General features: G+C 69.9%; 30 protein-coding genes. 16 read left to right on the top strand and 14 right to left on the bottom strand.

Annotated elements, in window-relative coordinates; all coding sequences use genetic code 11:
- Positions 1-42 precede the first annotated feature (42 nt).
- Positions 43-2,151: a discoidin domain-containing protein gene (locus SK854_RS35585; protein WP_319979528.1), complete on the top strand. Its 2,109-nt coding sequence runs from the start codon at positions 43-45 to the stop codon at positions 2,149-2,151.
- A 1-nt stretch (position 2,152) separates the two neighbouring features.
- Here SK854_RS35585 and SK854_RS35580 read toward each other — a convergent pair whose 3' ends face one another.
- From SK854_RS35580 to SK854_RS35565, 4 genes are read right to left on the bottom strand one after another with little or no spacing between them, the layout of a single operon-like run.
- Positions 2,153-2,464: a YbaY family lipoprotein gene (locus SK854_RS35580; RefSeq protein WP_319979527.1), complete on the bottom strand. Its 312-nt coding sequence runs from the start codon at positions 2,462-2,464 to the stop codon at positions 2,153-2,155.
- 4 nt (positions 2,465-2,468) lie between these two features.
- Entirely contained in the window at positions 2,469-2,726 is a 258-nt protein-coding gene (locus SK854_RS35575) for a hypothetical protein (protein ID WP_319979526.1), read from the bottom strand.
- Positions 2,727-2,739: 13 nt separating this feature from the next.
- Positions 2,740-2,922 (bottom strand): hypothetical protein, encoded by a 183-nt coding sequence (locus SK854_RS35570; protein WP_319979525.1) that lies wholly within the window; start codon positions 2,920-2,922, stop codon positions 2,740-2,742.
- Between the two features lie 11 nt (positions 2,923-2,933).
- The gene (locus SK854_RS35565) at positions 2,934-3,968 is read right to left on the bottom strand and encodes a M12 family metallopeptidase (protein WP_319979524.1); all 1,035 of its coding nucleotides are present in this window, start codon (positions 3,966-3,968) and stop codon (positions 2,934-2,936) included.
- A gap of 169 nt (positions 3,969-4,137) precedes the next feature.
- Between SK854_RS35565 and SK854_RS35560 the strand changes: the two genes are divergently transcribed.
- Positions 4,138-4,725 carry a GrpB family protein gene (locus SK854_RS35560; protein ID WP_319979523.1) on the top strand — a complete coding sequence of 196 codons (588 nt, stop codon included), beginning with the start codon at positions 4,138-4,140 and terminating at the stop codon, positions 4,723-4,725.
- On the opposite strand, the gene SK854_RS35555 is transcribed toward SK854_RS35560, so the two are convergent.
- From SK854_RS35555 to SK854_RS35545, 3 genes are read right to left on the bottom strand one after another with little or no spacing between them, the layout of a single operon-like run.
- On the bottom strand, positions 4,679-5,776 hold the full coding sequence (locus tag SK854_RS35555; RefSeq protein ID WP_319979522.1) for a sensor histidine kinase: 1,098 nt from the start codon (positions 5,774-5,776) through the stop codon (positions 4,679-4,681). The genes SK854_RS35560 and SK854_RS35555 overlap by 47 nt on opposite strands.
- On the bottom strand, positions 5,769-6,434 hold the full coding sequence (locus SK854_RS35550) for a response regulator transcription factor (protein ID WP_319979521.1): 666 nt from the start codon (positions 6,432-6,434) through the stop codon (positions 5,769-5,771). Before SK854_RS35550 ends, SK854_RS35555 begins: the two co-directional genes overlap by 8 nt.
- 38 nt (positions 6,435-6,472) lie before the next feature.
- Positions 6,473-7,039: a VanZ family protein gene (locus SK854_RS35545; protein ID WP_319979520.1), complete on the bottom strand. Its 567-nt coding sequence runs from the start codon at positions 7,037-7,039 to the stop codon at positions 6,473-6,475.
- A gap of 131 nt (positions 7,040-7,170) precedes the next feature.
- On the opposite strand from SK854_RS35545, the gene SK854_RS35540 reads away from it, so the two are divergent.
- The 4 genes from SK854_RS35540 to SK854_RS35525 all read left to right on the top strand — a co-directional run bounded on the left by SK854_RS35540 (position 7,171) and on the right by SK854_RS35525 (position 10,592).
- Positions 7,171-8,193, top strand: coding sequence for a sensor histidine kinase (locus SK854_RS35540; protein ID WP_319979519.1), 1,023 nt, complete (start codon positions 7,171-7,173; stop codon positions 8,191-8,193).
- Positions 8,186-9,241 carry a hypothetical protein gene (locus SK854_RS35535; protein ID WP_319979518.1) on the top strand — a complete coding sequence of 352 codons (1,056 nt, stop codon included), beginning with the start codon at positions 8,186-8,188 and terminating at the stop codon, positions 9,239-9,241. Before SK854_RS35540 ends, SK854_RS35535 begins: the two co-directional genes overlap by 8 nt.
- Positions 9,226-9,870, top strand: a complete 645-nt coding sequence (locus SK854_RS35530; protein WP_319979517.1) for a response regulator transcription factor — start codon at positions 9,226-9,228, stop codon at positions 9,868-9,870. The genes SK854_RS35535 and SK854_RS35530 overlap by 16 nt, the downstream gene beginning before the upstream one ends.
- 92 nt (positions 9,871-9,962) lie before the next feature.
- On the top strand, positions 9,963-10,592 hold the full coding sequence (locus SK854_RS35525; RefSeq protein WP_319979516.1) for a hypothetical protein: 630 nt from the start codon (positions 9,963-9,965) through the stop codon (positions 10,590-10,592).
- A 147-nt stretch (positions 10,593-10,739) separates the two neighbouring features.
- Here the strand turns inward: SK854_RS35525 and SK854_RS35520 are convergent, their stop codons facing one another.
- Together SK854_RS35520 and SK854_RS35515 are read right to left on the bottom strand one after the other, a co-directional pair.
- Positions 10,740-11,399: a response regulator transcription factor gene (locus SK854_RS35520; RefSeq protein ID WP_319979515.1), complete on the bottom strand. Its 660-nt coding sequence runs from the start codon at positions 11,397-11,399 to the stop codon at positions 10,740-10,742.
- Complete coding sequence (locus SK854_RS35515; RefSeq protein WP_319979514.1) at positions 11,396-12,529, bottom strand: sensor histidine kinase; 1,134 nt, start codon at positions 12,527-12,529, stop codon at positions 11,396-11,398. Before SK854_RS35515 ends, SK854_RS35520 begins: the two co-directional genes overlap by 4 nt.
- A 135-nt stretch (positions 12,530-12,664) precedes the next feature.
- Between SK854_RS35515 and SK854_RS35510 the strand changes: the two genes are divergently transcribed.
- The 6 genes from SK854_RS35510 to SK854_RS35485 all read left to right on the top strand — a co-directional run bounded on the left by SK854_RS35510 (position 12,665) and on the right by SK854_RS35485 (position 17,451).
- Positions 12,665-13,999 carry a hypothetical protein gene (locus SK854_RS35510; protein WP_319979513.1) on the top strand — a complete coding sequence of 445 codons (1,335 nt, stop codon included), beginning with the start codon at positions 12,665-12,667 and terminating at the stop codon, positions 13,997-13,999.
- The gene (locus SK854_RS35505; RefSeq protein ID WP_319979512.1) at positions 13,996-14,382 is read left to right on the top strand and encodes a FixH family protein; all 387 of its coding nucleotides are present in this window, start codon (positions 13,996-13,998) and stop codon (positions 14,380-14,382) included. The genes SK854_RS35510 and SK854_RS35505 overlap by 4 nt, the downstream gene beginning before the upstream one ends.
- An 11-nt stretch (positions 14,383-14,393) precedes the next feature.
- Positions 14,394-15,494, top strand: a complete 1,101-nt coding sequence (locus SK854_RS35500) for a hypothetical protein (protein WP_319979511.1) — start codon at positions 14,394-14,396, stop codon at positions 15,492-15,494.
- Positions 15,487-16,005: a hypothetical protein gene (locus tag SK854_RS35495; protein ID WP_319979510.1), complete on the top strand. Its 519-nt coding sequence runs from the start codon at positions 15,487-15,489 to the stop codon at positions 16,003-16,005. The genes SK854_RS35500 and SK854_RS35495 overlap by 8 nt, the downstream gene beginning before the upstream one ends.
- A gap of 111 nt (positions 16,006-16,116) precedes the next feature.
- A complete protein-coding gene (locus SK854_RS35490) occupies positions 16,117-17,082 on the top strand; it encodes a hypothetical protein (protein ID WP_319979509.1) in 966 nt (321 codons plus the stop codon).
- 9 nt (positions 17,083-17,091) lie between these two features.
- Entirely contained in the window at positions 17,092-17,451 is a 360-nt protein-coding gene (locus SK854_RS35485; RefSeq protein WP_319979508.1) for a sunset domain-containing protein, read from the top strand.
- Here SK854_RS35485 and SK854_RS35480 read toward each other — a convergent pair.
- From SK854_RS35480 to SK854_RS35465, 4 genes are read right to left on the bottom strand one after another with little or no spacing between them, the layout of a single operon-like run.
- Positions 17,441-18,901 carry a beta-N-acetylhexosaminidase gene (locus SK854_RS35480; protein ID WP_319979507.1) on the bottom strand — a complete coding sequence of 487 codons (1,461 nt, stop codon included), beginning with the start codon at positions 18,899-18,901 and terminating at the stop codon, positions 17,441-17,443. The genes SK854_RS35485 and SK854_RS35480 overlap by 11 nt on opposite strands.
- Positions 18,898-19,692 (bottom strand): Gfo/Idh/MocA family protein, encoded by a 795-nt coding sequence (locus tag SK854_RS35475; protein ID WP_319979506.1) that lies wholly within the window; start codon positions 19,690-19,692, stop codon positions 18,898-18,900. The genes SK854_RS35480 and SK854_RS35475 overlap by 4 nt, the downstream gene beginning before the upstream one ends.
- Positions 19,692-20,624, bottom strand: a complete 933-nt coding sequence (locus SK854_RS35470) for a Gfo/Idh/MocA family protein (RefSeq protein WP_319979505.1) — start codon at positions 20,622-20,624, stop codon at positions 19,692-19,694. Before SK854_RS35470 ends, SK854_RS35475 begins: the two co-directional genes overlap by 1 nt.
- On the bottom strand, positions 20,612-21,574 hold the full coding sequence (locus tag SK854_RS35465; protein WP_319979504.1) for a Gfo/Idh/MocA family protein: 963 nt from the start codon (positions 21,572-21,574) through the stop codon (positions 20,612-20,614). Before SK854_RS35465 ends, SK854_RS35470 begins: the two co-directional genes overlap by 13 nt.
- A gap of 254 nt (positions 21,575-21,828) precedes the next feature.
- On the opposite strand from SK854_RS35465, the gene SK854_RS35460 reads away from it, so the two are divergent.
- From SK854_RS35460 to SK854_RS35445, 4 genes are read left to right on the top strand one after another with little or no spacing between them, the layout of a single operon-like run.
- Positions 21,829-22,791, top strand: a complete 963-nt coding sequence (locus tag SK854_RS35460) for an acyltransferase domain-containing protein (protein WP_319979503.1) — start codon at positions 21,829-21,831, stop codon at positions 22,789-22,791.
- Between the two features lie 26 nt (positions 22,792-22,817).
- Complete coding sequence (gene ngcE / locus SK854_RS35455) at positions 22,818-24,224, top strand: N-acetylglucosamine/diacetylchitobiose ABC transporter substrate-binding protein (protein ID WP_319979502.1); 1,407 nt, start codon at positions 22,818-22,820, stop codon at positions 24,222-24,224.
- A complete protein-coding gene (locus SK854_RS35450; protein ID WP_319979501.1) occupies positions 24,221-25,195 on the top strand; it encodes a carbohydrate ABC transporter permease in 975 nt (324 codons plus the stop codon). The genes ngcE and SK854_RS35450 overlap by 4 nt, the downstream gene beginning before the upstream one ends.
- Positions 25,192-26,007: a carbohydrate ABC transporter permease gene (locus SK854_RS35445; RefSeq protein WP_319979500.1), complete on the top strand. Its 816-nt coding sequence runs from the start codon at positions 25,192-25,194 to the stop codon at positions 26,005-26,007. The genes SK854_RS35450 and SK854_RS35445 overlap by 4 nt, the downstream gene beginning before the upstream one ends.
- On the opposite strand, the gene SK854_RS35440 is transcribed toward SK854_RS35445, so the two are convergent.
- Positions 25,968-26,354, bottom strand: coding sequence for a glycoside hydrolase family 20 zincin-like fold domain-containing protein (locus tag SK854_RS35440; RefSeq protein WP_319979499.1), 387 nt, complete (start codon positions 26,352-26,354; stop codon positions 25,968-25,970). The two genes, SK854_RS35445 and SK854_RS35440, sit on opposite strands and share 40 nt — an antisense overlap.
- Between the last annotated feature and the right edge of the window lie 45 nt (positions 26,355-26,399).

Below are 26,399 nucleotides of genomic sequence, written 5' to 3'. Positions count from 1 at the left end.
GAGCGCTCTCCTCCTACATCCCTACCTGTGGCAGGAGGCGCGATGGTCCGCGTCCGCTCCATCTGCACGGTGATCGCCGTGCTCCTCGGTCTGGCAGTCCTACCGGCTCACGCCGCTCCCACCCTGCTCTCCCAGGGCAAACCCGCGCTCGCCTCGTCGGCCGAGAACGGTGGCACACCCGCGTCGGCCGCGGTCGACGGCAACGGCGACACCCGTTGGTCCAGCGAGTGGAGCGCCCCGCAGTGGCTGCGCGTCGACCTGGGCGCCTCGTCGGCGGTGAGCCGGGTCGAGCTCGACTGGGAGTCCGCGTACGCGACGGCGTTCGAGATCCAGGTCTCCGCCGACGGCGACTCGTGGCAGCCGATCCGTTCGGTGACCGGTGCGACCGGCGGCCGGCAGGGCTACGACGTGACCGGCACAGGTCGCTACGTCCGGGTGAACGCCACCCAGCGCGCCAACGGTTACGGCGTCTCGCTGTGGGAGTTCCGCGTCTACGGCACGCAAGGCGGTGTCGTGCCGGGAACCGGTGTGCGCGTCACGGGCTCGCAGGGCAACTGGCAGCTCACGGTCGACGGACAGCCGTGGGTCGTGAAGGGCTTGACCTGGGGTCCGCCCGCCGCGGACGCCGCCCGGTACATGCCGGAGCTGAAGTCCCTGGGCGTCAACACCTTGCGCACCTGGGGCACGGACGCCTCGACCCGTCCGCTGCTCGACGCCGCTGCCGCGAACGGTCTCCGCGTGATCAACGGCTTCTGGTTGCAGCCCGGTGGCGGTCCCGGTTCCGGTGGCTGCGTGAACTACGTGACGGATGCCCAGTACAAGGCGGACGTGCTCGGGCAGATCCGCCAGTGGGTCACCACCTACAAGGACCATCCCGGCGTCCTGATGTGGAACGTCGGCAACGAGTCCATCCTCGGCCTGCAGAACTGCTACTCCGGCATCGAGCTGGAGACCCAGCGCGTCGAGTACGCGAAGTACGTCAACGAGGCGGCGCGGGCGATCCACGCCATCGACACGAACCACCCGGTGACGAACACGGACGCGTGGACCGGTGCGTGGGTGTACCTCAAGGCGCACGCACCCGACCTCGACCTCTACGCCGTCAACTCCTACGGCAACGTCTGCAAGGTGCGCCAGGACTGGATCTCCGGCGGCTACACCAAGCCGTACATCCTCACCGAGGCCGGTCCGGCCGGTGAGTGGGAGGTGCCGAACGACGCCAACGGCGTGCCCGCGGAACCGACCGACGTGCAGAAGCGCGACGGCTACACCCAGGCCTGGAACTGCATCGTCGGCCACACCGGCGTGGCCTTCGGCGGCACGCTCTTCCACTACGGCACGGAGTACGACTTCGGCGCGGTCTGGTTCAACCTCACGCCCGCGGGCAAGAAGCGGCTCTCGTTCTACTCGGTCCAACGGGCGTTCGGCGGCGCCACTCCCGCCAACACCCCGCCGGTGATCTCGTCGATGACCGTGCCGCAGACCGTCGCGGCGGGCGCACCGCTGACCATCGACGTCGCCGCGTCCGATCCCAACGGCGACGCGATCTCGTGGTCGGCCGCGTTCAACAGCAAGTACGTCGACAACAGCGGCGGACTGGCGAGCGCTTCCGTCCAGGTGAACGGAAACCGGCTCACCACCACCGCCCCGGACCGCCTGGGCGTGTGGAAGGTCTACGTGATGGCCGAGGACGGGCGCGGCAACATCGGCATCGAGACCCGGTCGGTGCGGGTCGTGGCGCCGCAACCGTCCGGCGTGAACGTGGCCCAGGGCAAGCCGGTGACCGCGTCCTCGTACCAGCAGGTCGGTGACGGCGCGCCGTTCCCGCCGTCGAACGCGGTGGACGGCAGCGGAACCTCGCGCTGGGCCACCGACTGGGCCGATCCGCAGTGGCTCAGGGTCGACCTCGGCGCGGTGACCACGTTCCAGCACGTGCAACTGGTGTGGGAGGGCGCTTTCGGGCGTGCGTACGAGATCCAGGTGTCCGACGACGGCACCGACTTCCGGTCCGTCCACGGCACGACCACCGGCAACGGAGGAGTGGACTCGATCGACGTGACGGCGACCGGCCGCTACGTCCGGCTGCACGCCACCCAGCGGGGGACAGGCTGGGGCTATTCGCTGTACGAGTTCGGGATCTACCGGCGTTGAGCTACACCAGTTCCACGAGCACGACCACGCCGTCCGACGGCTCGACGGCGCTGGTGCTGAGCAGATCGCCGTGACGAACCCGCCCGTCGCCGCTCACGTCGATGTGAGCGGCGACGTTCAGCATCGGCCCATCAGCCAGGCCGAAGTCGAACGGCAGGCGTTGTTCGGCGGTGTCGTCGCGGCGGAACTCGCTGACGTGCTCGGCTTTCGTGACGGCCGGCGCGTCGGCGAGGGACACGTCGAGCAGCCGCACCCGCAGCACCGCCCGGCCGAACGCGGGCGTGCCTGCCGGGATCACGACGGTGCCGTGCACCTGGTCAGTTCAGCACGGCGAAGCGGGCCTCGACGTCGACGGGGCCGCCGGTGAGGTTGCGGATCTCGATGAAGTACTTGATCAGCCCGGCGGCCTGCCGGTCGACCTGCACCTTCCACTCGATCTGCTGGGCGCCGTCGACCATCGGCCACGTCGGCACCACCATCCACACCACCCGCCAGGCCTCCGGCCAGCTGTGGGTGAACCAGCGCCGCGACGACCCGCCGGGCACCTGTCCTCGGAACTGCACACCAAGTCGCATCGGGATTCCCCCTTCACTCTTCGGGTGCCGGCCCGGCGTCTTCGGCCTCAGGCTGGGCCTCGACATCGGCGGCGTTTTCGGTGTCACTGACGGCATCCGGTGCCGCACCACCGTTGCCCGCGGCTTGCGCGGGTTCGGCCACGACCAGGTCGTCGAGCGACGCGGGGGCGGCCCCGCCGTCGAGGTCGGCGCTCACGGCAGCTCCTCTCACAGTGCGTCCGGCGACCAGCCGAGCACGTCGTAGCGGGCCTCGATCTCGACCTGGCCGGTGGTCAGGTTCCTGATGGCGAGGAAGTACTTGAGCAGCCCACCGGACTGCCGGGTGACCTGCGTGGTCCACTCGATCTGCGCCGGGCCGTCGACGGCGGGAGCGGTCGGCACGACGGTCCACAGCACGTACCAGTGGGCGGGCCAGCTGTGGGTGAACCAGGTCCGCGTCGATCCGGCCGCGACCGAGCCGGTGAACTGCACGCCCCGGAACACCGCCGCCGGTTCGAGGCCGCTGTACATCGCGCGCACCGCGGCGCAGTCGCCAGGACTGAGCCCTTCGCGCTGGCCGATCGTGACGTTCTGGGTCGGCGTGATCGTGTTGCGGCTCGTGTCGATCGCGAACGCCCGCGGCGGATAATGCATGATCGAGTGGTAGTCGTACGGCCCGACGTCGTCCCCGTCGGTGATGTGCTGGTTGAAGTTGTGGGCGTTCTGCTGCTGGACGTTCGTGAAGTCGATCGTCACGAAGTTGTTGCGGTCCTCGCGGCTCTGCTCGTGCCACAGACCGACGCTGTGCCCGATTTCGTGAATGGTCGCGCCGGTCGGGCAGGTCGGCGCCAGGGTGATGTTCTGGCGGTTTCCCCGCATGCCCACGGGAGAGCTGCACCCGCCGCCAGGCTGGAAACGAATGAAATTCGTGTCTGTCGCGTTCCTCGGGACCAGACGAATGCGCGTGTTGCGTTCCCAGTGCGCGATGGCGTTGTGCACGCGGGCCTGGTCCGGCAGGGCCGGGTCGATCTCGAACGGGACCCGCCCACCGGGCCAGCGGAACTGCTGACCTGGGATGACCACACCCTCCAGGTGCAGTTCGCCTTCCTGCACGAGGGTGAGCACGATGTCACCCTCGACCATCGGCTCGCCGTCGACCTCGGTGTACAGCACGGCTTTCGCGCCCTGGTTCTGCGTCTGGATCACGCCGGTTCTGAGTTCGGGGCCGACGCGGAACTGGCCGCTGCCACTCGATTCGGTCATCGTGTTCACTCCCGTCCACGCAGAAGACCACCAAGCCTGACCCCGGACGGCCGGATCGCACAGGGTCGAAGGTCTCCGTCGTATTCGTGGAATTGATGGAGAGTTCAAAGTGGTGGTGTAACGGAAAAGCGGCGAAAGGCGACGACCACGTCGGGCCTATGGTGGCGACATGCCTTCCGCTGTCATCGTCGAATACGACGCCGCCTGGCCCGTTCGCGCACGACAACTCCTCAGCGAGGTGCGTTCGGCGTTCTCGTCCCTGCCCGGGGCGGACGGCTTCGCCTACGAGCACATCGGCTCGACCGCCGTGCCGGGCCTCGGTGCGAAGCCGATCGTGGACCTGCAGGTGCGCATGCCCGATCTGCCGCCACTCGCAGACCTGGCCGAGCTCCTCGCGCCCACGCCGTTCGTTCCGGCTCACGGCGCGCGGCCGAACTCGCCCGGCGTGCACCGGGACGGCAGGAGGCCCGGCGACCAGGCGGACGACGCCGCCTACGAGAAGCGCCTCTTCCACTCAGCGGTGGAAGGCGCCATCCTGCACGTCCGCCGCGCCGACTCGCCGTTCGCGCGGTTCGTCGTGGACTTCCGCGACTGGCTGCGCTGCCACCCCGAGCAGGCCCGGCGCTACGAGCAGGTCAAGCGCAGGCTCGCCGACGAGCACGCGGGCGGGCCGGACTACGACGACTACACGCGCGCCAAGACGGCGTTCTTCACCGAGATCGGGCCTCGGCTGCGTGACTGGGCAGCCGGATCGTGACGCGCAGGCCACCTTCCGGGCGTGGCACGACGTCGAGCGCGCCTTCGTGTGCGCGGACGATGCTGTGCACGATGGCGAGTCCCAGGCCGACACCCGCGTGATCATCGTCGCGAACGCGCTCGCCGCCGCGCTGGAACGGTTCGGTGAGCGTCGGCACGAGGTCCGCCGGGAGCAGCCGGCCCGTGTTCTCGACCCGGACGACGCACGCCTGGTGCTGCGGTTCGGTGTGGACGGTGATCGAGCCGCCGGTCGGGAGGTTGTGGACGATGGCGTTCTGGACGAGGTTCGTGATCACGCGCAGGAGCAGTTCCGCGGAACCGGTGGTGGTCGCCTTCCCGCCGGTGACGTCGAGCGTGATCCCGCGCCGTTCCGCCAGGGGGAGAAGGGTTTCGGCGGCTTCCTCGGCGATCAGGGAGAGATCGACGGGCTCGCGGCTGAACACGCCCCGGTCGCCGCGGCTGAGCAGCAGCAGGGCCTCGGTGAGGTCGATCGCGCGGCGGCTCGAGGTGTGCAGGCGGTCGAGGAACTCGCCGTCGACGAGCGTCGGGTCCTGGCGCGCGAGGTCGAGCAGGGACTGCGAGATCGCCAGCGGGGTGCGCAGTTCGTGGGAGGCGTTGGCGGCGAACCTGCGCTGCTCGGCGACGTGTGATTCGAGTTTGCCGAGCATGTCGTCGAAGACGTCGGAGAGTTCGCGGAACTCGTCCGCCTTGCCGGGCAGCCGGATGCGGTGCGACAGCGACCCCTTCGCGGCCAGCCGGGCGGCGTCCGCGATCTTGTCGAGCGGGGAGAGCATGCGCCCGGCCAGGAGCCATCCGCCGATCAGGCCGAACGCCACCAGGAACACCATGGCGATGGCGGCGGCGCGGCCGAAGATGCGGGAGAGCAGGTAGCGGTTGGGGCTGGTGAACAGCAGGCCCTGGTCGTTGTCGGGGACGTAGCGCAGCAGGTCCCACCAGGCCAGCCCGATCAGGACGGCGCCGGCCACGACGACGATGCCCGCGTAGCTCAGGGTGAACTTCAGGCGGGCGCTGAGGCCGGGAGGCCTAGCCATCCGCGTCGATGCGGTAGCCGACGCCCGGCACCGTCGCGATGAGCCACGGTTCGCCGAGTCGCTTGCGCAGCGCCGAGACCGTGATGCGGACGGCGTTGGTGAACGGGTCGGCGTTCTCGTCCCAGGCCCGCTCCAGCAGTTCCTCGGCGCTGACGACCCCGCCCTGCGCGCCGACCAGCACCTCGAGCACCGCGAACTGCTTGCGGGTCAGCGCGACGTACTGCCCGTCGCGGAACACCTCGCGCCGGAACGGGTCGAGTCGCAGGCCACCGATCTCGCTGACCGGCGGCCGCGCGTACGCGCGCCTGCGTGCCAGTGCCCGCAGCCGCAGCACCAGTTCCCGCAGCTCGAACGGCTTGGTGAGGTAGTCGTCGGCGCCGAGCCCGAACCCGGACGCCTTGTCGTCGATCCGGTCGGCCGCGGTGAGCATGAGGATCGGCATGCCGCTGCCGGACGCGACGATCCGCCGCGCCACCTCGTCCCCGGACGGCCCGGGGATGTCGCGGTCGAGCACCGCGAGGTCGTAGGAGTTGACGCGCAGCAGTTCCAGGGCCGTGTCGCCGTCCCCGGCGATGTCCGCGGCGATCGCCTCCAGCCGCAGCCCGTCCCGGACGGCTTCGGCCAGGTAGGGCTCGTCCTCCACGATCAGCACGCGCATGGCGCCAGCCTAGGCAGCACGGTATGTCGCGCGCACACTCAAACCCCGACGAGCCGCAGGTCCGGCAGCACCGCGGGCTTGGGACGCCACCACCGCCAGGACAGCAGCGAGGCCAGCGCCGCGCCGACGGCGTTGAGCAGCACGTCGTCCACGGAGGACACCCGGTCCAGCCGCAGCACGAACTGCAGGATCTCCAGGAACGCGGAACACGCCGCCGCGAAAGCCAGCACCCGCCACACCGACCGCAGGCCCGCGAACCGCAGCGGAGCGAAGAACCCGAGCGCCGCGAACACCAGCATGTTGCCGACGATCTGGCCCATGTCGCGGTGGGCCAGGAGGTCGAGGACGTCCGCGAACGGCACCAGGCTCAACTTGCCCTCGACGCCCGGCTCCTCGCCCGGCAGCATGATGATCCACACCCACGGCAGCGTCCCGTAGACGAGGCCGACCTCGGCGAACGAGTTCCGCCACGGCCGCGCGGTGCCCTTGAACCGCCGGTACAGCGCCAGGAGCAGCATCACGAGCACGGCCACCGGTAACCCCAGCACCGAGCCGAGCACGACCCCGGTCTCCGTACCGACCCACTCCTGCCAGGTGTTGAGCACGACTCAACCCAAGCCGACCGGCTGTTGCGAGGGTGTACGCGTTTTTCGATACGCGGACGACATGTGGACCGCTTGGGCAGCGGGGCTCACCGCTGGGCCCGGCCGGGCGGTCCGGGAACGTCTCACGCAGAATGCCTGACGTGCTGGAGGCCAGGCTGCTTGCGACGGTGTCCCGTCTCGCGGGTCCCGTCCGCGGCGCCGGTGTCGTCCTGATCAGCCTGTTCGGCGCGTTCTCGCTGAACTCGCCGCTGGGCTGGGCCCTGTTCGCGCTGGTGGCGGTGAGCACTGTCGCCGACTTCCGGTTTCCGCGGGTGGCGTTGCCGGTGGCGTTCCTCCGCGTGGTCGTGCTGTCGGTGTTGCTCGGGGCCGACGCCGACCAGTGGGTGACAACGGTGCTCACGACGACGCTGATCACGTGGCAGTGGCAGTGGCCGCTCAAGGTCACGGTGCCCGCGACGGCGGCGTTGCTGGCGGTGCAGGTGGTGACGACCGGGCCCGGTGTGCTCGTGCGGGCGGTGCTGGAGTCGGTGCTCGCGCGGCTGGCGTACGAGTTGTTGCGCCGGTCGAGCCGGAGGGTGGACCTGCTGCGGGAGCGGGCCGCTGAGCAGCGGCGGGCGGCGGCGGTCGCCCTCGACCAGGGGCGGCGGGAGCGGGAGTACCTGGCGCTGTTGCACGACACGGCCGCCGCGACGTTCCTGATGGCCGCGCACGGTGGTGATCCGGTGGCGGTGGCCGCTCAGGCCCGCCGGGATCTGGTGGTGCTGGCCGAACGGGGGCACGGGCAGGGGACGGTGGACCTCGGGGCCGCGCTGGCAGCGGTGGCGCGGGACAGTTCCGTTCACGTGCGGGTGGAGGCCGAGGTCGTGCCGGTGCCGGCCGGGGTCGCGCTGGCGTTCGTGCGGGCCGTACGTGAGCTGCTGACCAACGTCGAACGCCACGCGGGCACCACCAGCGCCGAACTGACGGTCGAGCGGGGCGCGGTCGTCGTCATCAGAGACGACGGCAGGGGGTTCGTGCCCGCGGACGTGCCCGGACATCGGCGTGGCCTGCGCGGATCGGTGGTCGATCGGCTTGAGGCGGTGGGCGGGACCGCGGTGATCGAATCGGCCGAGGGGCGTGGCACCACCGCACGGCTGAGGTGGCCCGATGACTGACCACTCGGTTCTCATCATCACTCGGCGCGTGCTGCTCGCCGTCGTCCTGGCCATTCAGCTCGTCCTCATGCTGCCCCAGCTCGTCGGGTTCCCACATGGCCCGGCGGCGTGGGTCGCGTACGTCCTGCTGACCTCGACTCTGGGGATCGTCGCCGGGAACGTCGCGGCGGCTCGCCCGGAACTCCCCGCGTGGCTGTGCGTGGCACCCCTCGCCGCGTCGGTGCTCGCGACGACCGCCCTGCCGGCCGGAGCGTCGTTCGGCCCGCCCGACTGGGGATTCGGGCTCGTCGGCTGGTACCTGCTGCTGGTGCTGGTCGAGCGGCCGGCACTGCTGCTGGCGGCACTGAGCGCACACATCTGCTTCAGCATCGCGTGGTTCGCGCACACCGGGAGCGGCGACGTGGGCACCGCCGGAGTCGTGATCCTGAGCGGCACGAGTTTCCAGCTCGGCGTCCTGGTGATCACGCGCGTGCTGCACCGGGACGCCCGCCTCGCCGCCGAGGCCGCCGCCGAGCACGACGCCGACCGCACCCGCGAAGAGCTGGCCCGCCAACGGGAACAGGACCTGAAGGCCGGGTTCGAAGGCCAGCTCGGAGCGGTGCTGCCGCTGCTCGCCGACCTGGCCGACGAGCAGGTGAGCGTGGCCGACCAGACGACCAGATTGCGGTGCTCGGTGGCGGCCGTGCAGCTGCGCAGGCTGTTCGCGGAGAACGACGACGTGCCCGACCCGTTGCTGCACGAGCTGACCGCGTGTGTGGACGTGGCCGAACGGCGCGGTGTCGTCGTCTCGCTCGCTGTGAGCGGCACGGCCACACCGGTCCCGACGGAGGTTCGTCGTGAACTGGTCGCCCCGATGGCCCAGGCACTTGCCGTCGCGAACGGACGTGCGAAGGTGAGTCTGCTGCGCACCGCCACCGAGGTGCGCGTGGCCGTCGTGGCGGACGCGCCGGAGACCCTGCCGGAGGCGGGCACGACAGCCGCGGTCACCGTCGAGACGAGTGTCCACAGCGGGCTGGTGAGGAGCGAGGCGAGATGGCGGACGGCGTGACGGCGGTCCTGGTCGACGACCATCCCGTGGTGCGCGCCGGAGTCGCGCATTGGCTGTCCACGGCGGACATCGAGCTCGTCGCGAGCGGCGAGGACCCCGGGGTGGCCTGGACCGGACCCGGTGCCACGGCGGACGTCGTCGTGCTCGACCTGCACCTCACCGGAGGAGCGCCCGCCACGTCCGAACTGCGCAAGCTCGTCGAGGACGGCCGCAAGGTGATCGTCTACTCGATGCGCGACGACGACGAGATCGCGTTGCAGTGCCTGGAGATCGGCGCGCTCAGCTACCTGACCAAGGCCGAAGGCGCCGACCACCTCGTGCAGGCGGTGAAGGCGGCAGCCGTCGGCCAGTCGTACACGCCGCCGGCACTCGCGGGCGCGCTGGCGGGCGACAGGTCGGACATGAGGCCGGCCCTCTCGCCACGCGAGACCGAGGTCCTGGTCGAGTGGTTCCAGTCCGAGTCGAAGGAGTTCGTGGCGCAACGCCTGAACATCACGCTCAGCACGGTGAACTCCCACCTGGAGCGGATCAGGGTCAAGTACGCCGCGATCGGCAGGCAGGCCCCCACGAAGGCGGCACTGGTGGCCAGGGCGATCCAGGACGGGCTGATCGGCCTCGACGACCTCTGAGCAGCCGTGTGGTGCGAACGACCGATACCGCCGCTCCGGCATCCGGCCTAACGTCCTGGGCACCCAGGTTCCGCAGTCCGAGGAGTCCCGCAGTGACGCACGCCCGTGGCCCCCTGTTCATCGCCGCCGCCGCGACGGCGGGCCTGCTCCTGTCGGCCTGCGGCTCCGGGACCACCGGCTCGGCGACGCCCGCCACCGACACGACGACGAGCACCGCCACGAGCACCAAGGAGACCAGCGCCTCGAAGGAGGTGCCCGCCGTCCCCGCAGGTGGCGACGTCACCGCTCCCGGCACGAAGCTCAAGGTCGGCACCCGCGCGGTGATCCCCTTCGTCACCGGCGACAAGACCGGCACCATCGCGGTCACCGTCACGGCCATCGAGGCGGGCGCGAAGGAGGACCTGGCGAAGTTCGGCGACAAGGCCAAGAACATCACGCCGTTCTACCTGCGGGCCAAGGTCGAGAACCTCAGCGGCACCGACCTGAGCTTCACCTCGATCGGCCTGCGCGGCCTCGGTGAGGACGGCAAGGGCACGGGCGTGATCATCAGCGGTGACACGCCGAAGTGCGACTCCACCAGCGCGCCGAAGACGTTCAAGGCGGCCGGTGAGACGTACGAGACCTGCGTGCTGAGCGCGGCGCAGGACGGCTTGAAGGTCGCGGGCGCCGAGTACAACCGCGGCGACGACTACGTCAAGTCGCCGATCGTCTGGCAGAGCTGATCCGGCTGGCCCGCGGGGTGGACGAGGGGTCCCCGCGGTTCGCCAGGCCTGGGGTGGAGATCCGTGATCACCACCATGACACTGCTCAGGGCACGCGCCGGGACGAGTTCGCCGACCGCAGCCGGTCCTGGACGGTCGAGGAACGGCTCAGCGGCGGTTCTGCACCAGCCCGTTGATGTGCGCGTACGCCACGGCGTGCACCCGGTCCCGCAGCCCCAGCTTCGACAACACCCGCGACACGTGCGTCTTCACCGTCTCGTCCCCGACGTGCAACCGCGCGGCGATCTCGGCGTTGCTGTGGGCCGCCGCGACCAGGAGCAGCACCTCGCGTTCGCGTGTGGTGAGCAGCGCGAGCTCCGGCGGCGTCGGGGGAGGGGCGAGGCTGACCGCGAACCGCGCGATCAGCCGTTGCGTCACGGACGGGTCGATCAACGCGTCACCGCGCGCCGCCACCCGCACCGCGGAGATCAGCTCCTCCGGTGGCAGTGACTTCAGCAGGAACCCGCTGGCACCGGCCTTCAGGGCGCGGTAGACGTACTCGTCGGTGTCGTAGGTCGTGAGCAGCAGGACCTTCGTGCGGTTCGCGGGGTCCGCGAGGATCATCTCCGTCGCGCCGAGGCCGTCCAGCTTGGGCATGCGGATGTCGAGCACCGCCACGTCCGGCCGCAGCCGCGCGACCTCGGCGACCGCCGCCCGCCCGTCCGCGACCTCCGCCACGCACCGGAGGTCGTCCTGCGTGTCGAAGATCGCGCGCATGCCGGAGCGCAGCATCGCGTGATCGTCGGCGAGCAGCACCGACAGCGTCATGACGCCTCCAGGGGGAACGTGACGACGGTGCGCCAGGTGCGGCCGTCCGGTTCGAACCCGGACCGGGTGGTGCCGGCGAACATGCCCGCGCGGTTGCGGATGCCGACCAGGCCCCTGCGCACCGATCCCGAGTCGTCGCCGGGACCCGCGACGTTGCACGCGGCGACGGTCAGCGAGTCCGGCGCGTACTCCAGGGTCACCGTCACGCCGGACGCGTCACCGTGCCGCAGGGCGTTGGTCAGCATCTCCTGGATGATCCGGTAGACCGTGATGTCCAACGACTCCGGCACGTCCCGCCGCTGCCCGCGCACCTCCAGCCGAGCCGGTCTGCCCGCCGCGCGCACGCCGTCGAGGAGCTCGTCGAGGTTGTCGAGCCCCGGTTGCCGCGCGCCCTCGGACTTGTCGCCGTGCAGCAGGTCGAGCAGGTGCCGCAGGTCGACCATGGCCGCGCGACTGGACGTCTCGACCGCGCGCAACGAGTTCGTGAGCTTGGGATTGCCGTCCGGCAGGCCGAGGCGGGCGGCGCCGGCGTGCAGGCCGATCGCGCTCACGTGGTGAATGATCACGTCGTGCAGGTCGCGGGCTATCGCACCGCGTTCCTCGGTGATCGCCTTGGTGACAGCGGCTTTCGCGTCCTTCTCCGCCATCGCCGACCGCTTCTCCAGTTCGGCGAGATAGGCGCGGCGGGCCGTCGTGTAGCGGCCGACGAGCCACGGCAGCAACGCGCCCTTGCACGCCACGAGCGTCGCCTGCAACGGGTTGTAGCCGGAGAGGACCATGCAGGCCATCAGGCTGGCCGAGAGCAGTCCGAGCGAGGTGTAGGCCGGTGTGCCGCGCAGCCACGCCCCTGCCCGGTACCCGGCGATCAGCAGGCCGGCGTCGTTGGCGTCGATCCCGTTGTTCATCGAGACGAGGACGATCACCGGGACGGCCGCCTGCGCCGCCGCGACCCACAGCGACAGCCGGGCGGGACCGGCGAGCATCGCGTCCACGGCCAAAGTCAGGATCAGCACGATCACGGTCTGGTGCAACGGTTCGCGGTCGAGCAGCACGAACCCGCCGTCCACGACCATGCAGACGGCCGCGACCAGCCACGACTGGTGCTTGAGGGGCAGCTTGATCAGATCCATCGAGCGCAATCCTGCCCGATGACGTCCCTGAGAACCTCCCGCTTCGCAGGGGTCGGAGATCCCCCGCGCGGGGGACCCGGTTTCCGTCTCGGCAGTGACGCGGTGAGGCGGGCATGATCGATACGTTCGGTCGCGATGAAACGACGTGGTGTGACCTTGCTGCTCGTGCTGGGGGCGATCCTGGGGATCGCGGCCCCCGCACTGGCCGACGGTGTCCAGTCCGGCGCTGACGTCCACGTCGCGCAGAGCCTGGGCGACCGCGACCTGACGGTGATCATCCGGCGGGTCGCGGAGGTGCCGGGACCGGTGCACGTCGACGTCGTGACGCACGCGGGCACACCGGCCGGTGACGTCGCACTGACGTTGCGCGCGGCGGGCGCGCCGAGCAGCACCACCAAGGTGGAACTCGGTGCCACGCCGGGGTTCTACTCCGGCGTTCTGCGCGTGGACCGGCCCGGACCGTGGGAGCTGGCGGTCGACGAGGCGACCATTCCGTTCGTCGTGCCGGCGATCGTGCCGTCGCCGTGGGAGAACGCGACCTACGGCGGGTTCATCGCGGCCGGAGTGCTGTTGCTGGCGGCGCTGCTGTTCGCCGTGTTCGGCAGGCCGGGGCTCGCGCTCGTGCCCACAGCGGGCGTGGTCGCGGCGGTGGCGGTCGGTGTGACGGCGGCGTTGCTGGCGCCGAGCATCCCGCCGGTCGCGGCACCCGGCACGCAGCTGGACCCGACCTACGACAACGTGATGAACCCCTACGAGCGAACGTCCATAGTGGACTTCTCGCGGCCGCCGGTGAACCTGGTCCCGAGCATGGACGGCAACGACCTCGTGCTCGGTCTGACGGACGGCTCGTCCGGACGACCCGTGGACGACCTTCTGGTGCACGACAGCGCGTTCATCCACCTCGTCGTGGTGTCGCCGTCCGGTCACCTCCGCCACCTGCACCCGGTCCGCACGGCGCCCGGCGAGTACCGCGCCCGGCTGCGCGATCCCGAACAGGGCACGCACGCCATCGCCGCCGAGATCGCGCGGCGGGGCGGGGGAGTGCAGCTGCTGCGGTCCAGTGTGGACGTTGCCGGATCCGCCACCGCGTCGCCGAACGACGGCAAGACCGAGACGGCGATGGAGATCCGGGAGGCGGGCCGGCCGAGCACGATCACCGCGAAGTTCGGCGAGCGCGAGCTGCAGCCGTGGCTGGGCATGCTCGGGCACATGATCGTCGTCGGCCCGGTCACCGACTCCGCTGTCAGCGCGCCGATCTGGGCGCACGTGCATTCGATGATCCCGCCGGTACCGGGCATGCCGGACAAGCCCGACGAGAGCGTCGCCGCCTACGGGCCGGACGTGCCGTTCACCTACTCGTTCCCGTTGCCGGGCAGGTACCTCGTGTGGATCCAGGTCGAACGGGACTACTCGGTCGTCACCGTGCCCAAGATCGTCGACGTTCCCGCCGGGAAGGTGGCTTCGAAGTGAGGCGTTCAGCGGTAGCCGTCCTGGCCGGGGTGATCGCCATCGTGGCCGCGCTGGTCGTGCTGTGGCCACGCGGCGTCGAGGCCCAGCCCCACCTCGCCGAAAGCGGCGGGCTCCGGTTCGAACTCACGCCCACCAGCACCAGAACCGGCAACAACACGTTCGACCTGCGGATCACCGACCGTTCCGGCAACGCCGCCGACGGTGAAGTGACGGTCGAACCGGCCATGCCGCAGATGGGTCACGCGCTCGCCCCGATCACCGCGGCGCCGCAGGCTCCCGGCCGGTACCGGGTCGCGGGCGTCGACCTGCTCATGGCCGGCCAATGGGAGATCACCGTGTCACTGCGCAGCGAGCGGGTCGTCATCCCGCTGCTGCTCACCTAGAAGGGGGAGACATGACCGCGAACATCGCGGCGACGACAGCGTCGCCGGCGAGGACGGTCCCGAGGGGGCTGGTCCCGGCGAGCGTCGTGCTCGGCGGCACCCTGCTCTCGCTGATCGGACTGACCTGGGACATCCAGTGGCACTCCGACGTCGGGCCGGACACGTTCTTCACCATGCCGCACCTGTTCCTGTACGCGGGCAGTGCGATCTCGGGCCTGGCGAGCCTCGCCGTGGTCCTGCTGACGACCGCGAACGCCAAGCGCGACAAGACGGTCGACCCGATGGTCGGTGGCCGCGCGGTCGGCGTCTTCGGCCGCACGTTCGAGGCCCCCGTCGGCTACCTGGTCTCCGGCATCGGCGCGGCGCTGTTCCTGGTCTACGGACTGTGGGACCAGTGGTGGCACGGCCTGTACGGCTTCGACGCCGTGATCGACTCGCCGCCGCACATCGGGCTGCTGCTGTCGATCTCGATCACGATGGTCGGCGCGGTCATGATCTTCGCGGTCGCCAGGGACGAGCGCTGGGGCACCTACGGCGTCGCGGGCGCCGCGGCCACGTTGCTCGCGTTCAGCATGGTGACCGTGCTCGGCCTGCGCGCGTTGCCCGGCGGACCCGTCAACACGGTCAACGCGGGTAGTGCGTTCTTCTCGGTGATGATCCTGTTCATGGGCGCGTACGTCCTGAAGCAGCGAGGCGGCGCGCTCGCCGTCGGAGTGGTCGTCGCCGCACTTCAGGCCGTGTTCTGGTGGTTCTCGCCGTGGGCCACCGAGGTCTACGCGGACGCCACCGGCCTGCCGTTGCGCGACTACGTGGACGGCGTCCCCGGCCTGCCCAACATGATCCCGATGAGCCTGATCCTCGTCGCGGTCGCCGTGGAACTGCTGCGCGGGCTGCCCGCCTGGGTTCCCGGCGCCGTCGGCGGCCTGATCATCACGGGTCTCGCGCCCGTGCAGCGCGTTTTCGTGTACGGCAGCAACTTCCCCGCGATCGAACGTTACGTGGCCACCGTCGTGGCGGGCGTGTTGCTCGGTGCCCTCGCCGGGATGCTCGGCCGGCGGTTCGGTCACATGCTCCGTCACCTCGCACCAGCAAAGGAAGAACGCCATGCGTAAGACGTTGCTGGGTCTCGCGGGCACGGTAGCCCTGCTGTTCGGACTGGCCGGTCCGGCGCTGGCGTTCGAGCCGGTGAACGTCGTGCACACCGAGAAGGTGCAGGCAGGACCGTACGACCTGACCATCGGCTTCAGCACGTGGCCGGTGAAGGCCATGCAGTCGCTGGACTTCACGTTCGCGCCCGAGGACGGCATCACGGGCAAGAAGGGCACGCTGACCGTGCTCCACGAGGGCGTGGAGGCCGACGACGACCCGCTGGCACGTCATCCCCGCAAGCGGGAGGTGTGGGGCCTGGACATCTACGCCCTGCCCGAGCCCGGGACGTGGACGCTGCGGTTCGACGTCGACGGCCCGGCCGGCGCCGGGACCGGTGAGCTGAAGAACCTCCAGGTGATGGAGCAGCCGGGCCCGCCGATGGGCCTGTCCTGGGCCGTCAGCACCATCCCGCTGTTCGGCCTGATCGCGTTGATCGTGATCGCGTGGCGGAGGACGAAGACCACCGTCGACTAGAGCCGCTGGATCAGGTGGCAGGCCCGGTTCCTGCCACCTGACCGGGTGAAGTTCGGTTCGAAAGGCTTGGGCGGCTGGCTTTTCGGCCGCGAGGTCCGGTACCCCTGCGCCGTGCGTTTGCCTCACGCGGTATGGATTGGCGGGCTGTTGCTGCCCGCGTTGCTCGCCGCCACCGGCGTGGTCGTCTACGGCGGTGGCATCGAGCGGTCGCTGGACGCCGATGTGCGTTCGGCGCTCGGAAAGGCCGGCTACCACGGCGTTGTCGCCGTGGAGGGCCGGTCCGTCGTGGTCAGCGAGGTCGCGCCGCGCTCGGTCGACGCGGTGCGCGCCGTGGTCTCCGACGTGTCCGGCGTCGGCACGGCCGACGTTCGGCAGGCCGAACCGGCACAGCTGTTCGTGGCGGTGCGCGGCGCCGAGATCCTGGTCTCCGGCGCGGTCGCCGACGACGCGGAACGCGGTGCGCTCATCCAGGCCGTGCAGGCGGCCGACCACCGGGTCACGGCCGCGCTCCGGCTCGGCGGCCTGCTGCCGATTCCCCCGGCCGTCGTCGGACGGGTGGTCTCCGCCGCCTTGTCCGCCAAGGTGTCCGACGTGACCGCGACCGTCCACAACGGTCAGATCGCCATCGCCGCCCGCGTCCCCGACGAGGCCCGCGCGACCGCGGTCCGCGAGGCCGTCACCCAGGCGGCGAACGGCCTGCAGGTCACCGACCGCATCGAGGTCGGCCCGTCCGCGGCGGTCGGCGACCTGAACGTCGAGGCGCTGCACGACTCGATCTCCCGCCTGGTCAACGGCAACGGCGCGATCCGGTTCGTGCAGGGCACCACCGCCTACGAAGGCCACGGCACGGTGCTCATCCAACGAGTCGGCCGCATGCTCCTGGTCGCACCGCGTGCCTCGATCACGCTGGTGGCACACGGCACCGACCAGGCGGTGGCCACGACGCGCGGCCAGATGGTGCGCGACGTCCTCGTGGGCCAGGGCGTGTCGCCCGCGCTGATCGCCATCGAGACCCGTCCCGCCCCCGGCGGCGAGTACGACCCGGCCACACGCCAGGTCGACGTCGTAGTCCGTTAGGAGTTCGTTGTGCTTTGGTTGTTCTCGCAGATGTTCCTGCTGTGCCTGGTGTCGTTCGCGGTCGGCTCGCTGGTGACGTGGCTGTCCGTGCGCGGCCGCCTGCAGCCCGAACGCCCGAAGACCCGCCTCGCCCTGCCCGCGCCCCGGCCGGCGGCGGAGCAGGTGGTGATCGCCGAACAGCCGGTGGCGCCGAAGCCGGCGAAGCAGGAGTCGTTGCCGGTCAAGGGCAATTCGAAGACGATGGTCTACCACACGCCCGACTCGCCGTACTACCAGCGGACGAAGGGCGACATGACGTTCGCCTCCGAGGCCGAGGCCGTGTCGGCGGGCTACCGGATGTGGACCACCAAGGCTCGCGTCAAGGCGTGAGGTTCAGGTCGAGCGGCCGGTGGTGCGGCGCGACCTCGGCGAGCATCGGCGCGTGCGCGGCGAGACGTGAACGGAAGTCCGCCCAGTCCCGCTGCACCGACCACGCCGACTCGGCCAGCGCGCACAGTCTCGGGAACGCCAGGTACTCGGCGTGCTCAGGTGTCCGCACGAACTCGGTCCACAGCTGGCCCTGCGTCCCCAGCACCCGCGCCGCGCACTCCGCGTCCCACGAGGCCGGCAGCGGGTCGTTGCGGTAGACGTCCTCCAGCGACACGACGGCGGCGGGCTGGCCGGGCGGCTCGCCCTCGGCGCTCTGCGGGTAGTCGAGGTAGGTGCTGCGAAACGGCGCCATGACCAGGTGATGTCCTCGGCGGACGGCTTCCAGACCGTGCCGCGGATCGCGCCAGATCATCACCGCGGCCTGGCGCGGGAGACCGTGCGGGTTCTCGCCGTCGTCCCAGCAGATCGGCTGACGGCCCTGGGAGACCAGGAACTCGCTGATCCGGCCCAGGAACCAGCCGTGCAGCGCGGACGCACCCGGCAGGCCCTCGGCGGCGACGCGGGTGGCGGCGAGCGGACTGGTCTCCCATTCGACGGCGGGGCACTCGTCGCCACCGATGTGGATGTGCGGGGACGGGAACACCTCCAGCACCTCGGTCAGGACGTCGCGCAGGAACGCGAAGGTCTTCTCCTGCACGCCGAACAGCGCGTCGGACACGCCCCAGCCGGTCCACACCGGCAGCGTGCGCTCGGGGAAGTTGCCCAGCTCCGGGTACGCGGCGAGGGCGGCACGGGCGTGACCGGGCATCTCGATCTCGGGCACCACGGTCACCCCGCGAGCGGCGGCATACGCGACCAGCGACCGCAGTTCTTCCTTGGTGTAGGCGCCACCGTGCGGGATTCCGTCGTAGGAGGAGCCGCCGGCCGGGCCGATCATGCTCTCGGCGCGGTGGCCGCCCACCGAGGTCAGCGCCGGGTAGCGGTCGATCGGCATCCGCCAGCCCTGGTCGTCGGTGAGGTGCAGGTGCAGGACGTTGAGCTTGTACAGCGCGATCTGGTCGACGAGGCGCCGCAGGTACGACAGGGGCAGGAAGTGCCGCGCCACGTCGATCATGGCTCCGCGCCAGGCGAACCTCGGCTCGTCGCGCACCTCGACCGCCGGGATCTCGGAGCCGGAGATCAGTTGCCGCAACGACTGCACGGCGTGCCGCAGACCCACGACCGATCCGCGCAACCGCACTGACGACGGCGTGACGGACAACGTGTAGCCCTCTCCGTCACCTTCGACCTCCAGCACGACGTCACCGTCCTCGCGCAGCGGCAGATCCACGGAGGACTGCAACAGCCGGGCGACGGGCAGCGCGTCTGCGGAGGCGGCGATCGCGGACGTGGGCGACAGCGTGAAGACGCCGGGGGAGCGGACCAGGTGGACCGGCTTGGGGATGATCATGCGATGGCCTTCGCGACGGCGTTGAGCAGGTGGACGGGGCGGAGCAGGTCGTCGTGGCTGATGGGCTGCCTGCCGGTGGCGATCATGTCGAGGAACGCCTTCAAGCCGGGCACGAAGTAGTGCTCGTCGAGTTCGAGTGTGCGTTCCACGCCATCGCGGGAGGCGGTGAACGGCGCCTCGCCCAGCATCAGGTTGATCTCGACCTCGGTGTCGCCCACCTCGGCCCGCACGGAGATGCGATCGGAGAGCCTGGTGACGCCGACCGACCGGATCGGGCCCGGCGCGAGGCGCAACGCCACGTCGACGGGGTGGATGCCGTAGAAGAAGATGCCACCGTGCGGACTGGCTGGATCGACCGGCCCGGAAGTCACGACACTGTGTGCAGGAGCCTCCGCGGCAAGGGCTTCGGTGTCGGGGATCCAGCGCAGTGCCGAGAAGGACGTCAGCGGCGCGTTGTGGGCCAAGGACTCCGCGACGATCGTCGAGGCGTCCTCGACCGTGCAGGCCAGCGGCTTGTCGACGAACACCGGCAGGCCCTCCCGCAAGAACGGCACGGCGTGGGCGCGGTGCAGATCGCCGTGCCGGTCGGCGACGACGACCGCGTCGACCAGGCCGAGCAGGTCCTCCGGCGCGTCCACTATGCGTTCGAGTGAACCCATGGCCCGCAACGACTCGTTGCGCTCCGAGTGGCCACCGCTGACGGCCACCACGCGGGGACCCTGCCTGGTGTTGAGGTGGTCGATGATGTGGTCGACGTGGCTGTTCTCGGTGCCGATGATGCCGATGCGCACTACCGTTCTCCATTCAGCTCAACGGGTTTTCCGGTGCGGGCGGACTCGTAGACGGCGAGCACGACGGCGAGTGCGCGACGCGCGTCCGCGGTGCCGACGAGTGGCGGGCGGGAGTCGCGGACGGCGTCGAGGAAGTCGGTGTACTGGGCGAGGTGCGCGTCGTCGAGGGAGCCGCTCTCGCCGATCACGACGCTGCCGCGGTCGCCGTGCACCGCGACCCGCACCGGCAGACCGGGATTGGCGGCCGTGGTCGCGGTGATCGTGCCCAGCGCGCCGCTCGCGAACGTCACGACGGCCGCGACCGTGTCCTCGACCTCGATCCGGTCGTGAGCGAGGCAGGCGCTACGGGCGAGCACCTCCACCGGCTCGCCCATCAGCCACAGCAGCAGGTCGACGGCGTGGATGCCCTGGTTCATCAGCGCGCCGCCGCCGTCGAGCGCCCGGGTGCCGCGCCACGGCTTCGAGTCGTAGTACTCCTGCGGTCGCCAGAACGTCGACTCGGCGATGCCCGAGGTGATCCGCCCGAGGTCGCTGATCGCCCGGTGCGCGGCCGCGGACTCCGACTGGAACCGCCGCTGGCTGATCACCGTCACGGTGCGGCCTGACTCCCGTTCCGCGGCGATGATCCGGTCCGCCGCGGCGAGGGTGATGTCGATCGGCTTCTCCACGACCACGTGCTTGCCCGCCTGCAACGCGAGTACGGCCGCGTCCGCGTGTGCGCCGCTGGGCAGGCACACGCTCACCGCGTCGACGTGCTCGAACGCGTCGGTCAACGACGTCATCGGCGTACCGCCGAACTCGGACGTCACCTGTCGGGCCCGTTCCAGGCTGTTGTCGACGACGACGGCGAGTTCGGCCGAGGACGTGATCGACCGCGCATGCGTCGCGCCGATGGCGCCGGCTCCGACCAGCGCGAACCTCAGGCCGCCCACCGGTGCACCACCCCTCCGCGGTCCGCGCTGTCCTGAGCCAGCAACGCGATCCGCGTGGCGAGGAGGCTGTCCGCGGTGCCGACTTCCGGTTCCTCGCCGGTCACGAACGCGTCCAGCGCGGCCGCGGCAGGGCGCCGGCGTTCGGGCAGCGCGGCCGTCCACAGAGGACGATCACGGGTCTCGACGTCCAGCTTTCCCCGTGCCCACAGGAGTTCCGCTGTGCCCGTGGTGCCGGTGAGCCGCATGCGGTAGTCGCCGTGCCAGGGTGCCGCGTCCGGGGTCAGCCAGCTGACCTCGATGGTCGCCGCCACGTCGCCCGCACGCAGCAGGACTGCTCCGTGTGTCGTGCCGCCGACCGCGCTCACCGTGCCCTCGCGAGCGCCTGACAGCCACACCACGAGATCGATGTCGTGCACGGCCAAATCGCCGATCACGCCGCCATAGGTCGGCCGGTCGAGGAACCACGATGGCCGAGATGAGCGAACGAGCTTGTGCGGCCCGGATGCCGCGACCAGGGACAACGCGCCGAGTGTGCCCGAGTCGAGGAGTTCGCGGGCGGCCAGGGTTTCCGGGTAGCCGCGCTTCTCCAGCAACAACGAGACGAGACGTCTCGTCTCGTCGGCGGCCACCGCGATCGCGTCCAGGTCGGACAAGCTGGTGCAGAGAGGCTTGTCGGCGAGGACGTTCGCTCCTGCTCGCAGGGCGTCCACCACGACCTGACCGCGGTCGGCGTAGATGCCCGCCACCACAACGACATCAGGCTGTTGCTCGTCGAGCAACGAGCGGTGGCCGGTGTACGACGGCACCCCGTACCGGGCTGCGAGTGAGGGGTCCGGATCGCTGATTCCGACCAGTTCGACATCGGTGCGAAGGGGTAGTTCGTCGAGGACGTAGGCGACGTGCGGATGTGCTGCTCCGGCGACTGCGAGCCGAAGACCGGGATGGGACATGTGTGCCATTCAAATGCGCCTCTGATTGCCGAGTCAACGGTATGAATCCCGTCTCGAAGGAATGAATCCTCACGCACCGCAAGGCTCTGGCCTGGGGGAATGAGCGCACGGTAGTCATTCTTCAGCTGTTCGTGTGACCTGCGAAGAATCATTGACGTGCAGGAGGTCACACATAATGATGTGCCGAACCAGGGCAAGACACGCCATATTCATTCCCGTTTCGGGGAAGGAATCGCCGGAAAGCAGGTGCCGCCATGAGCGAGACCGACGACTGGCTCGCCGCGCTGCTGAAACAGCCGGGAGCCGACGTCGCGGACCTGGAGCCGGTGACGACAGCGGAGGCCGCACGACGGCTCGTGCTGCTGGGCGTGCCAGACGCGGACCACACCGGCGTGCTGGCGACGCTCCCCAGTCCGAACAGGACACCGGAACTCTGGGAGGCGCTCCGAAGGTGCCACCAGGTCCTCTACGCGGCGGACCCGATCCCCAGCCGGAAGGTGGACTGGCCGAACGCCCCCGCCGAACTCGGCGAGGCCGGACGCTACTTCTACGTCCACCTCTTCCTGCTCGCGTTGCCGTCGCTGCTGGCGCTGCACCGGAGGCTGAACATCCCGTTCGACGTCACCGCGGCGACCGTGGAGGACCTCGGCGCCAAGGTCGCCAGCTACCGCAAGTACTACGACACAGGCGGTTTCGACCGGCAGGGCTGGTTGGTGCGGCACTTCCGCGGCACGCTCTTCCGGCTCGGCAGGCTGCAGTTCGACCGCGCGGTGCTCACGATCGACGAGTACCAGGCGGAGTCGGACGACGGTCCGAAGGACGGCACACCCGTTCTGGAAGTGCACATCCCCGGCGACGGCCCGATGACTCCCGAGGCGTGCGACGAGTCGTTCCGCCGCGCCAGGCCGTTCTTCACAGAGCATTTCCCGGACGAGCACCACGACCACGGCACCTGCCGTTCGTGGCTGCTCGACCCGCAGCTCGCGGAGTTCCTGCCGGAGAGCTCGAACATCGTCCGGTTCCAACGCCGCTGGACCCGGTTCGGACCGATGCCGGACTGCGACAGCGACGTGCTGGAGTTCGTCCACCACCTGCCTCCCGGCACCGGCGACCTCGCCACCTTGCCGCAGGACACCACCCTGCAGCGCGCGATCGTCAGCCACCTCCAGTCCGGCGGCCACTGGCGCCAGGGCTGCGGCTGGCTCGCCCTTCCCTGATCCCTCCACCAAGAACGGACTTCGCCATGTCCTCCCACGAGATCTCGCGGCGCAGCATGCTCAGAGCCGCCGCCGTGCTGGGCCTGTCAGTGCCCACCCTGGCCGCGTGCGTCACCGCCGGCGGCAACGCCGGGCAGCAGTCGCAGGGCGGAGACAAGAGCTCCACGAACCCGTTCGGCGTCAAGGCCGACGCCCCGCTGGAGGTCGTCGTCTTCAAGGGCGCCTACGGCGACGACTACGTGATCGCCGCGGAAGGCGTCTACAAGAAGCAGTTCGGCGGCTCGGTCATCGACCACAAGGGCATCCAGAAGGTCGGCGACACGCTGCGGCCGAGGTTCGTCGCGGGCAACCCGCCGGACGTCGTCAACAACACCGGCGCGGGCCGGCTCGACATCGCCGCGCTCAACCAGTCCCAGCAGCTCGAGAACCTGGACAAGTTGCTCGACGCGCCGTCGTGGGACGACCCGAACGTCAAGGTGCGCGACACGCTGCTGCCCGGCGTGGTCGAGGACGGCACGTACGACGGCTCGTTCGTGCGGTTCAACTACGCCTACACCGCCTGGGGCCTCTGGTACTCGAAGCCGTTGTTCGAGAAGAACGGCTGGATGTGGCCGCAGACGTGGCCGGAGATGCTCGAACTCTGCGAGGACATCAAGAAGACCGGCATCGCGCCGTGGACCTACCAGGGCAAGTTCCCCGAGTACATGACCGATCCGTTGCTGGTCATGGCCGTGCGCGGCGGTGGGATGGATCTGCTCAAGTCCATCGACAACCTGCAGCCCAACGCCTGGCGGCACGAGTCGGTGAAGGCGGCGGCCGAGGCGATCGCGGAGCTGTCCGGCAAGGGGTATCTGATGCAGGGCTCGGAAGCGTTGTCGCACACCGAGGCGCAGGCGGCCTGGTGTCAGGGCAAGGCCGCGATCATCCCGAGCGGCTCCTGGCTGGAGGCCGAGCAGAAGTCCGTCACGCCCGCCGGGTTCGACATGGTGATGGGCGCCGTGCCGTCGCTGAGCTCGAACAGCAAGCTCAAGACCAACGCGATCCACGCGGGCAGCAGCGAGGCGTACCTCGTGCCGAGCCAGGGCAAGAACGTGCAGGGCGGCCTGGAGTTCCTGCGGATGCTGTTCTCCCGCGACGCCATGAAGGACTTCGCGAAGTCCGTCGGCACTTTGCCGTCGGTCAAGGGCGCCACCGAGGGCCTCACGATGTCGCCGGCGTTGAGCTCGGTCGCGGAGGCGGTGAAGAAGGCCGGTGACGACACGATCAACTACCGGCACCGCATCTGGTACCCGACGCTGACCAAGGCCGTGGACGACGCGGTCGCCGAACTGGTGACGCGCCGGATCACTCCGGCCGAGTGGGTCGACCGCGTGCAGAAGGCCGCCGACGACCTCGCCAAGGACACCAGCATCAAGAAGTACGAACGGAAGTGAGCGTCCTGACCAGGCCGGTGGAGCGGGCTGCGGCGCCCGCTCCACCCGCGCCGCGCAAGCGCCGCAAGCTCAACCGCGGGTACGGGTTCGTCATCGGCGCCCTCGCACCCGCGCTCGTGCTGCACCTGATCTTCATCGTGTCGCCTTACGCTCAGGCGTTCTACCTGTCGCTGACGGACTGGAACGGTGTGGCGGGCAAGGCGAACTTCGTCGGGTTCGACAACTTCGCCCGCCTGGCCGGCGACTCGCTGTTCCTGGACGCCATCAAGAACAACCTGCTGCTGTTGCTGCTCATGCCCGCGGCGACGATCGGCATCGGCCTGTTCCTCGCCACGATGATCCAGCGCGGCGGCGAGGACGGGCGCAGCGGTGTCCGGGGAGCGCGGTTCTACGAGATCGTGTTCTTCTTCCCGCAGATGCTGTCGGTGGCGATCGTGGCCGTGCTCTGGGGTTTCGCCTACAACCCGAACAACGGCCTGATCAACGGCGTGCTGCGCGCGATCGGCCTGGACGGTCTCGCCAGGAGTTGGCTCGCCGAACCAGGCCTCGCGTTGCTCGCGGTGATGGCGGTGATGATCTGGTCGGGTGTCGGCTTCTACATGGTGCTGTTCAGCGCCGCGATCGACGCCATCCCCAAGGAGATCTTCGAGGCCGCGCTGATCGACGGCTCGACGGGCTGGACGACGTTCCGGCGCATCACGCTGCCGTTGCTGCGCGACAACGTCCAGGTGGCGTTCGTCTACCTCGGCATGGTCGCGCTGGACGCGTTCGCGCTGGTCCAGATCATGACGGTCGGACCCGGTGGCCCGGACGGCTCCACCGAGGTCATGGGCCTGTCGCTGTACCGGACGGCGTTCGAGTACGGCAAGTTCGGCTACGCGAGCGCGATGGGCGTCGCGTTGTTCTTCGGCACGCTCGTGTTCGCGCTCGTCGCGTTGCGCGGCAACAAGAACCGGACGGAGCTGGCATGAAACGGTTCCCGCTGCACATCGCGCTCGGCTTCTGGGCGATCGTCACGGCGTTCCCGCTGCTGTGGGCGGTGACGAGCTCGTTCAAGTCCGACACCGAGATCCTCACCAGCCCGTGGACGGTGCCGGAGAGGCCGCGCTGGGACAACTTCGGCCGTGCCTGGAACGAGGCGTCGATCGGGCAGTACTTCCTGAACTCGGTGATCGTCGTCGGCGGCGCGTTGTTCCTGACCATGCTGGTCGGTGGCATCGCGGCCTACACGCTGGCGCGCTATCGGTTCCCGGGCAACAGGTTCGTCTACTACCTGTTCGTGACGTCCCAGTTCTTCCCGACGTTCCTCGCACTCGTGCCGTTGTTCTTCACGGTCGAGCAGATGGGGTTGCTGGGCACCAAACTCGGGCTGATCCTGGTGTACGCGACGTTCGCGACGCCGTTCACCATCTTCTTCCTGCACGCGTTCTTCCGCACGCTGCCGTCCGCGATCGCCGAGGCGGCGTTCATCGACGGCTGCACGCACTGGGGCGTGTTCTTCCGGGTGATGCTGCCGATGGCGCGGCCGGGCCTGGTGTCGGTCGCGATCTTCAACTTTCTCGGCCTGTGGAACCAGTACCTGCTGCCGCTCGTGCTCAACCCGGATCCGGAGAACTACGTGCTGGCGCAGGGACTGGCCGCGTTGTCGACGTCGCAGGGCTATCAGAGCGACTGGAGCGGCCTGTTCGCCGGCCTCACCATCGCGATGCTGCCGGTCCTGCTGGCGTACGTGTGCTTCCAGCGCTACATCCAGGCCGGGGCCACGGCCGGTGCGGTCAAGTGAGTCAGGTCCACCGCGGGCACCCTTCCGCCGGGTGACAGCAGCCGGCGGAACTGCTCGACACCGTTGACCAGCCCTGCTGGGGTGGCCGCGCGCAGCATCACCGCGTTCGGGCTCACCAGCAGGGCATAGCCCTCTTCGCCGAGTCCGCGCATCGCGGGCTCGTGCGTCACCATCACCACGCCTTCCGGTGAGTTGCCGAGGACGATTCCCGTCTCCTCGTGGACGTAGCGGCGCAACAGCTTCGCCGCCTCACCGGCGTTCCCGATCGATCTGATGTCCATGCCCTTGCACAGCAGGAACTGTCCTGTGCGGCGCCGGGGCTCCTTGCCGTGCCTGCGAATGGCCATGATGCTCCTTCTTGGACGGTGGAATACATTCCGTTGACAGGTAAG

Source organism: Lentzea sokolovensis, from assembly GCF_033949975.1.
Taxonomy (GTDB): Bacteria; Actinomycetota; Actinomycetes; order Mycobacteriales; family Pseudonocardiaceae; genus Lentzea; species Lentzea sokolovensis.
This window is presented reverse-complemented; position numbering and strand designations above follow the sequence as displayed.

Excerpts from the sequence above, each read along its gene's own strand:
- SK854_RS35480 (WP_319979507.1), bottom strand. The coding sequence starts at position 18,901 with ATGATCATCCCCAAGCCGGTCCACCTGGTCCGCTCCCCCGGCGTCTTC.
- SK854_RS35575 (WP_319979526.1), bottom strand. The coding sequence starts at position 2,726 with ATGCGACTTGGTGTGCAGTTCCGAGGACAGGTGCCCGGCGGGTCGTCG.
- SK854_RS35565 (WP_319979524.1), bottom strand. The coding sequence starts at position 3,968 with ATGACCGAATCGAGTGGCAGCGGCCAGTTCCGCGTCGGCCCCGAACTC.
- SK854_RS35535 (WP_319979518.1), top strand. The coding sequence starts at position 8,186 with ATGACTGACCACTCGGTTCTCATCATCACTCGGCGCGTGCTGCTCGCC.
- SK854_RS35445 (WP_319979500.1), top strand. The coding sequence starts at position 25,192 with ATGAAACGGTTCCCGCTGCACATCGCGCTCGGCTTCTGGGCGATCGTC.
- SK854_RS35460 (WP_319979503.1), top strand. The coding sequence starts at position 21,829 with ATGAGCGAGACCGACGACTGGCTCGCCGCGCTGCTGAAACAGCCGGGA.
- SK854_RS35500 (WP_319979511.1), top strand. The coding sequence starts at position 14,394 with ATGACCGCGAACATCGCGGCGACGACAGCGTCGCCGGCGAGGACGGTC.
- ngcE (WP_319979502.1), top strand. The coding sequence starts at position 22,818 with ATGTCCTCCCACGAGATCTCGCGGCGCAGCATGCTCAGAGCCGCCGCC.
- SK854_RS35530 (WP_319979517.1), top strand. The coding sequence starts at position 9,226 with ATGGCGGACGGCGTGACGGCGGTCCTGGTCGACGACCATCCCGTGGTG.
- SK854_RS35560 (WP_319979523.1), top strand. The coding sequence starts at position 4,138 with ATGCCTTCCGCTGTCATCGTCGAATACGACGCCGCCTGGCCCGTTCGC.
- SK854_RS35540 (WP_319979519.1), top strand. The coding sequence starts at position 7,171 with ATGCCTGACGTGCTGGAGGCCAGGCTGCTTGCGACGGTGTCCCGTCTC.
- SK854_RS35465 (WP_319979504.1), bottom strand. The coding sequence starts at position 21,574 with ATGTCCCATCCCGGTCTTCGGCTCGCAGTCGCCGGAGCAGCACATCCG.
- SK854_RS35495 (WP_319979510.1), top strand. The coding sequence starts at position 15,487 with ATGCGTAAGACGTTGCTGGGTCTCGCGGGCACGGTAGCCCTGCTGTTC.
- SK854_RS35520 (WP_319979515.1), bottom strand. The coding sequence starts at position 11,399 with ATGACGCTGTCGGTGCTGCTCGCCGACGATCACGCGATGCTGCGCTCC.
- SK854_RS35515 (WP_319979514.1), bottom strand. The coding sequence starts at position 12,529 with ATGGATCTGATCAAGCTGCCCCTCAAGCACCAGTCGTGGCTGGTCGCG.
- SK854_RS35510 (WP_319979513.1), top strand. The coding sequence starts at position 12,665 with ATGAAACGACGTGGTGTGACCTTGCTGCTCGTGCTGGGGGCGATCCTG.
- SK854_RS35440 (WP_319979499.1), bottom strand. The coding sequence starts at position 26,354 with ATGGCCATTCGCAGGCACGGCAAGGAGCCCCGGCGCCGCACAGGACAG.
- SK854_RS35555 (WP_319979522.1), bottom strand. The coding sequence starts at position 5,776 with ATGGCTAGGCCTCCCGGCCTCAGCGCCCGCCTGAAGTTCACCCTGAGC.
- SK854_RS35550 (WP_319979521.1), bottom strand. The coding sequence starts at position 6,434 with ATGCGCGTGCTGATCGTGGAGGACGAGCCCTACCTGGCCGAAGCCGTC.
- SK854_RS35585 (WP_319979528.1), top strand. The coding sequence starts at position 43 with ATGGTCCGCGTCCGCTCCATCTGCACGGTGATCGCCGTGCTCCTCGGT.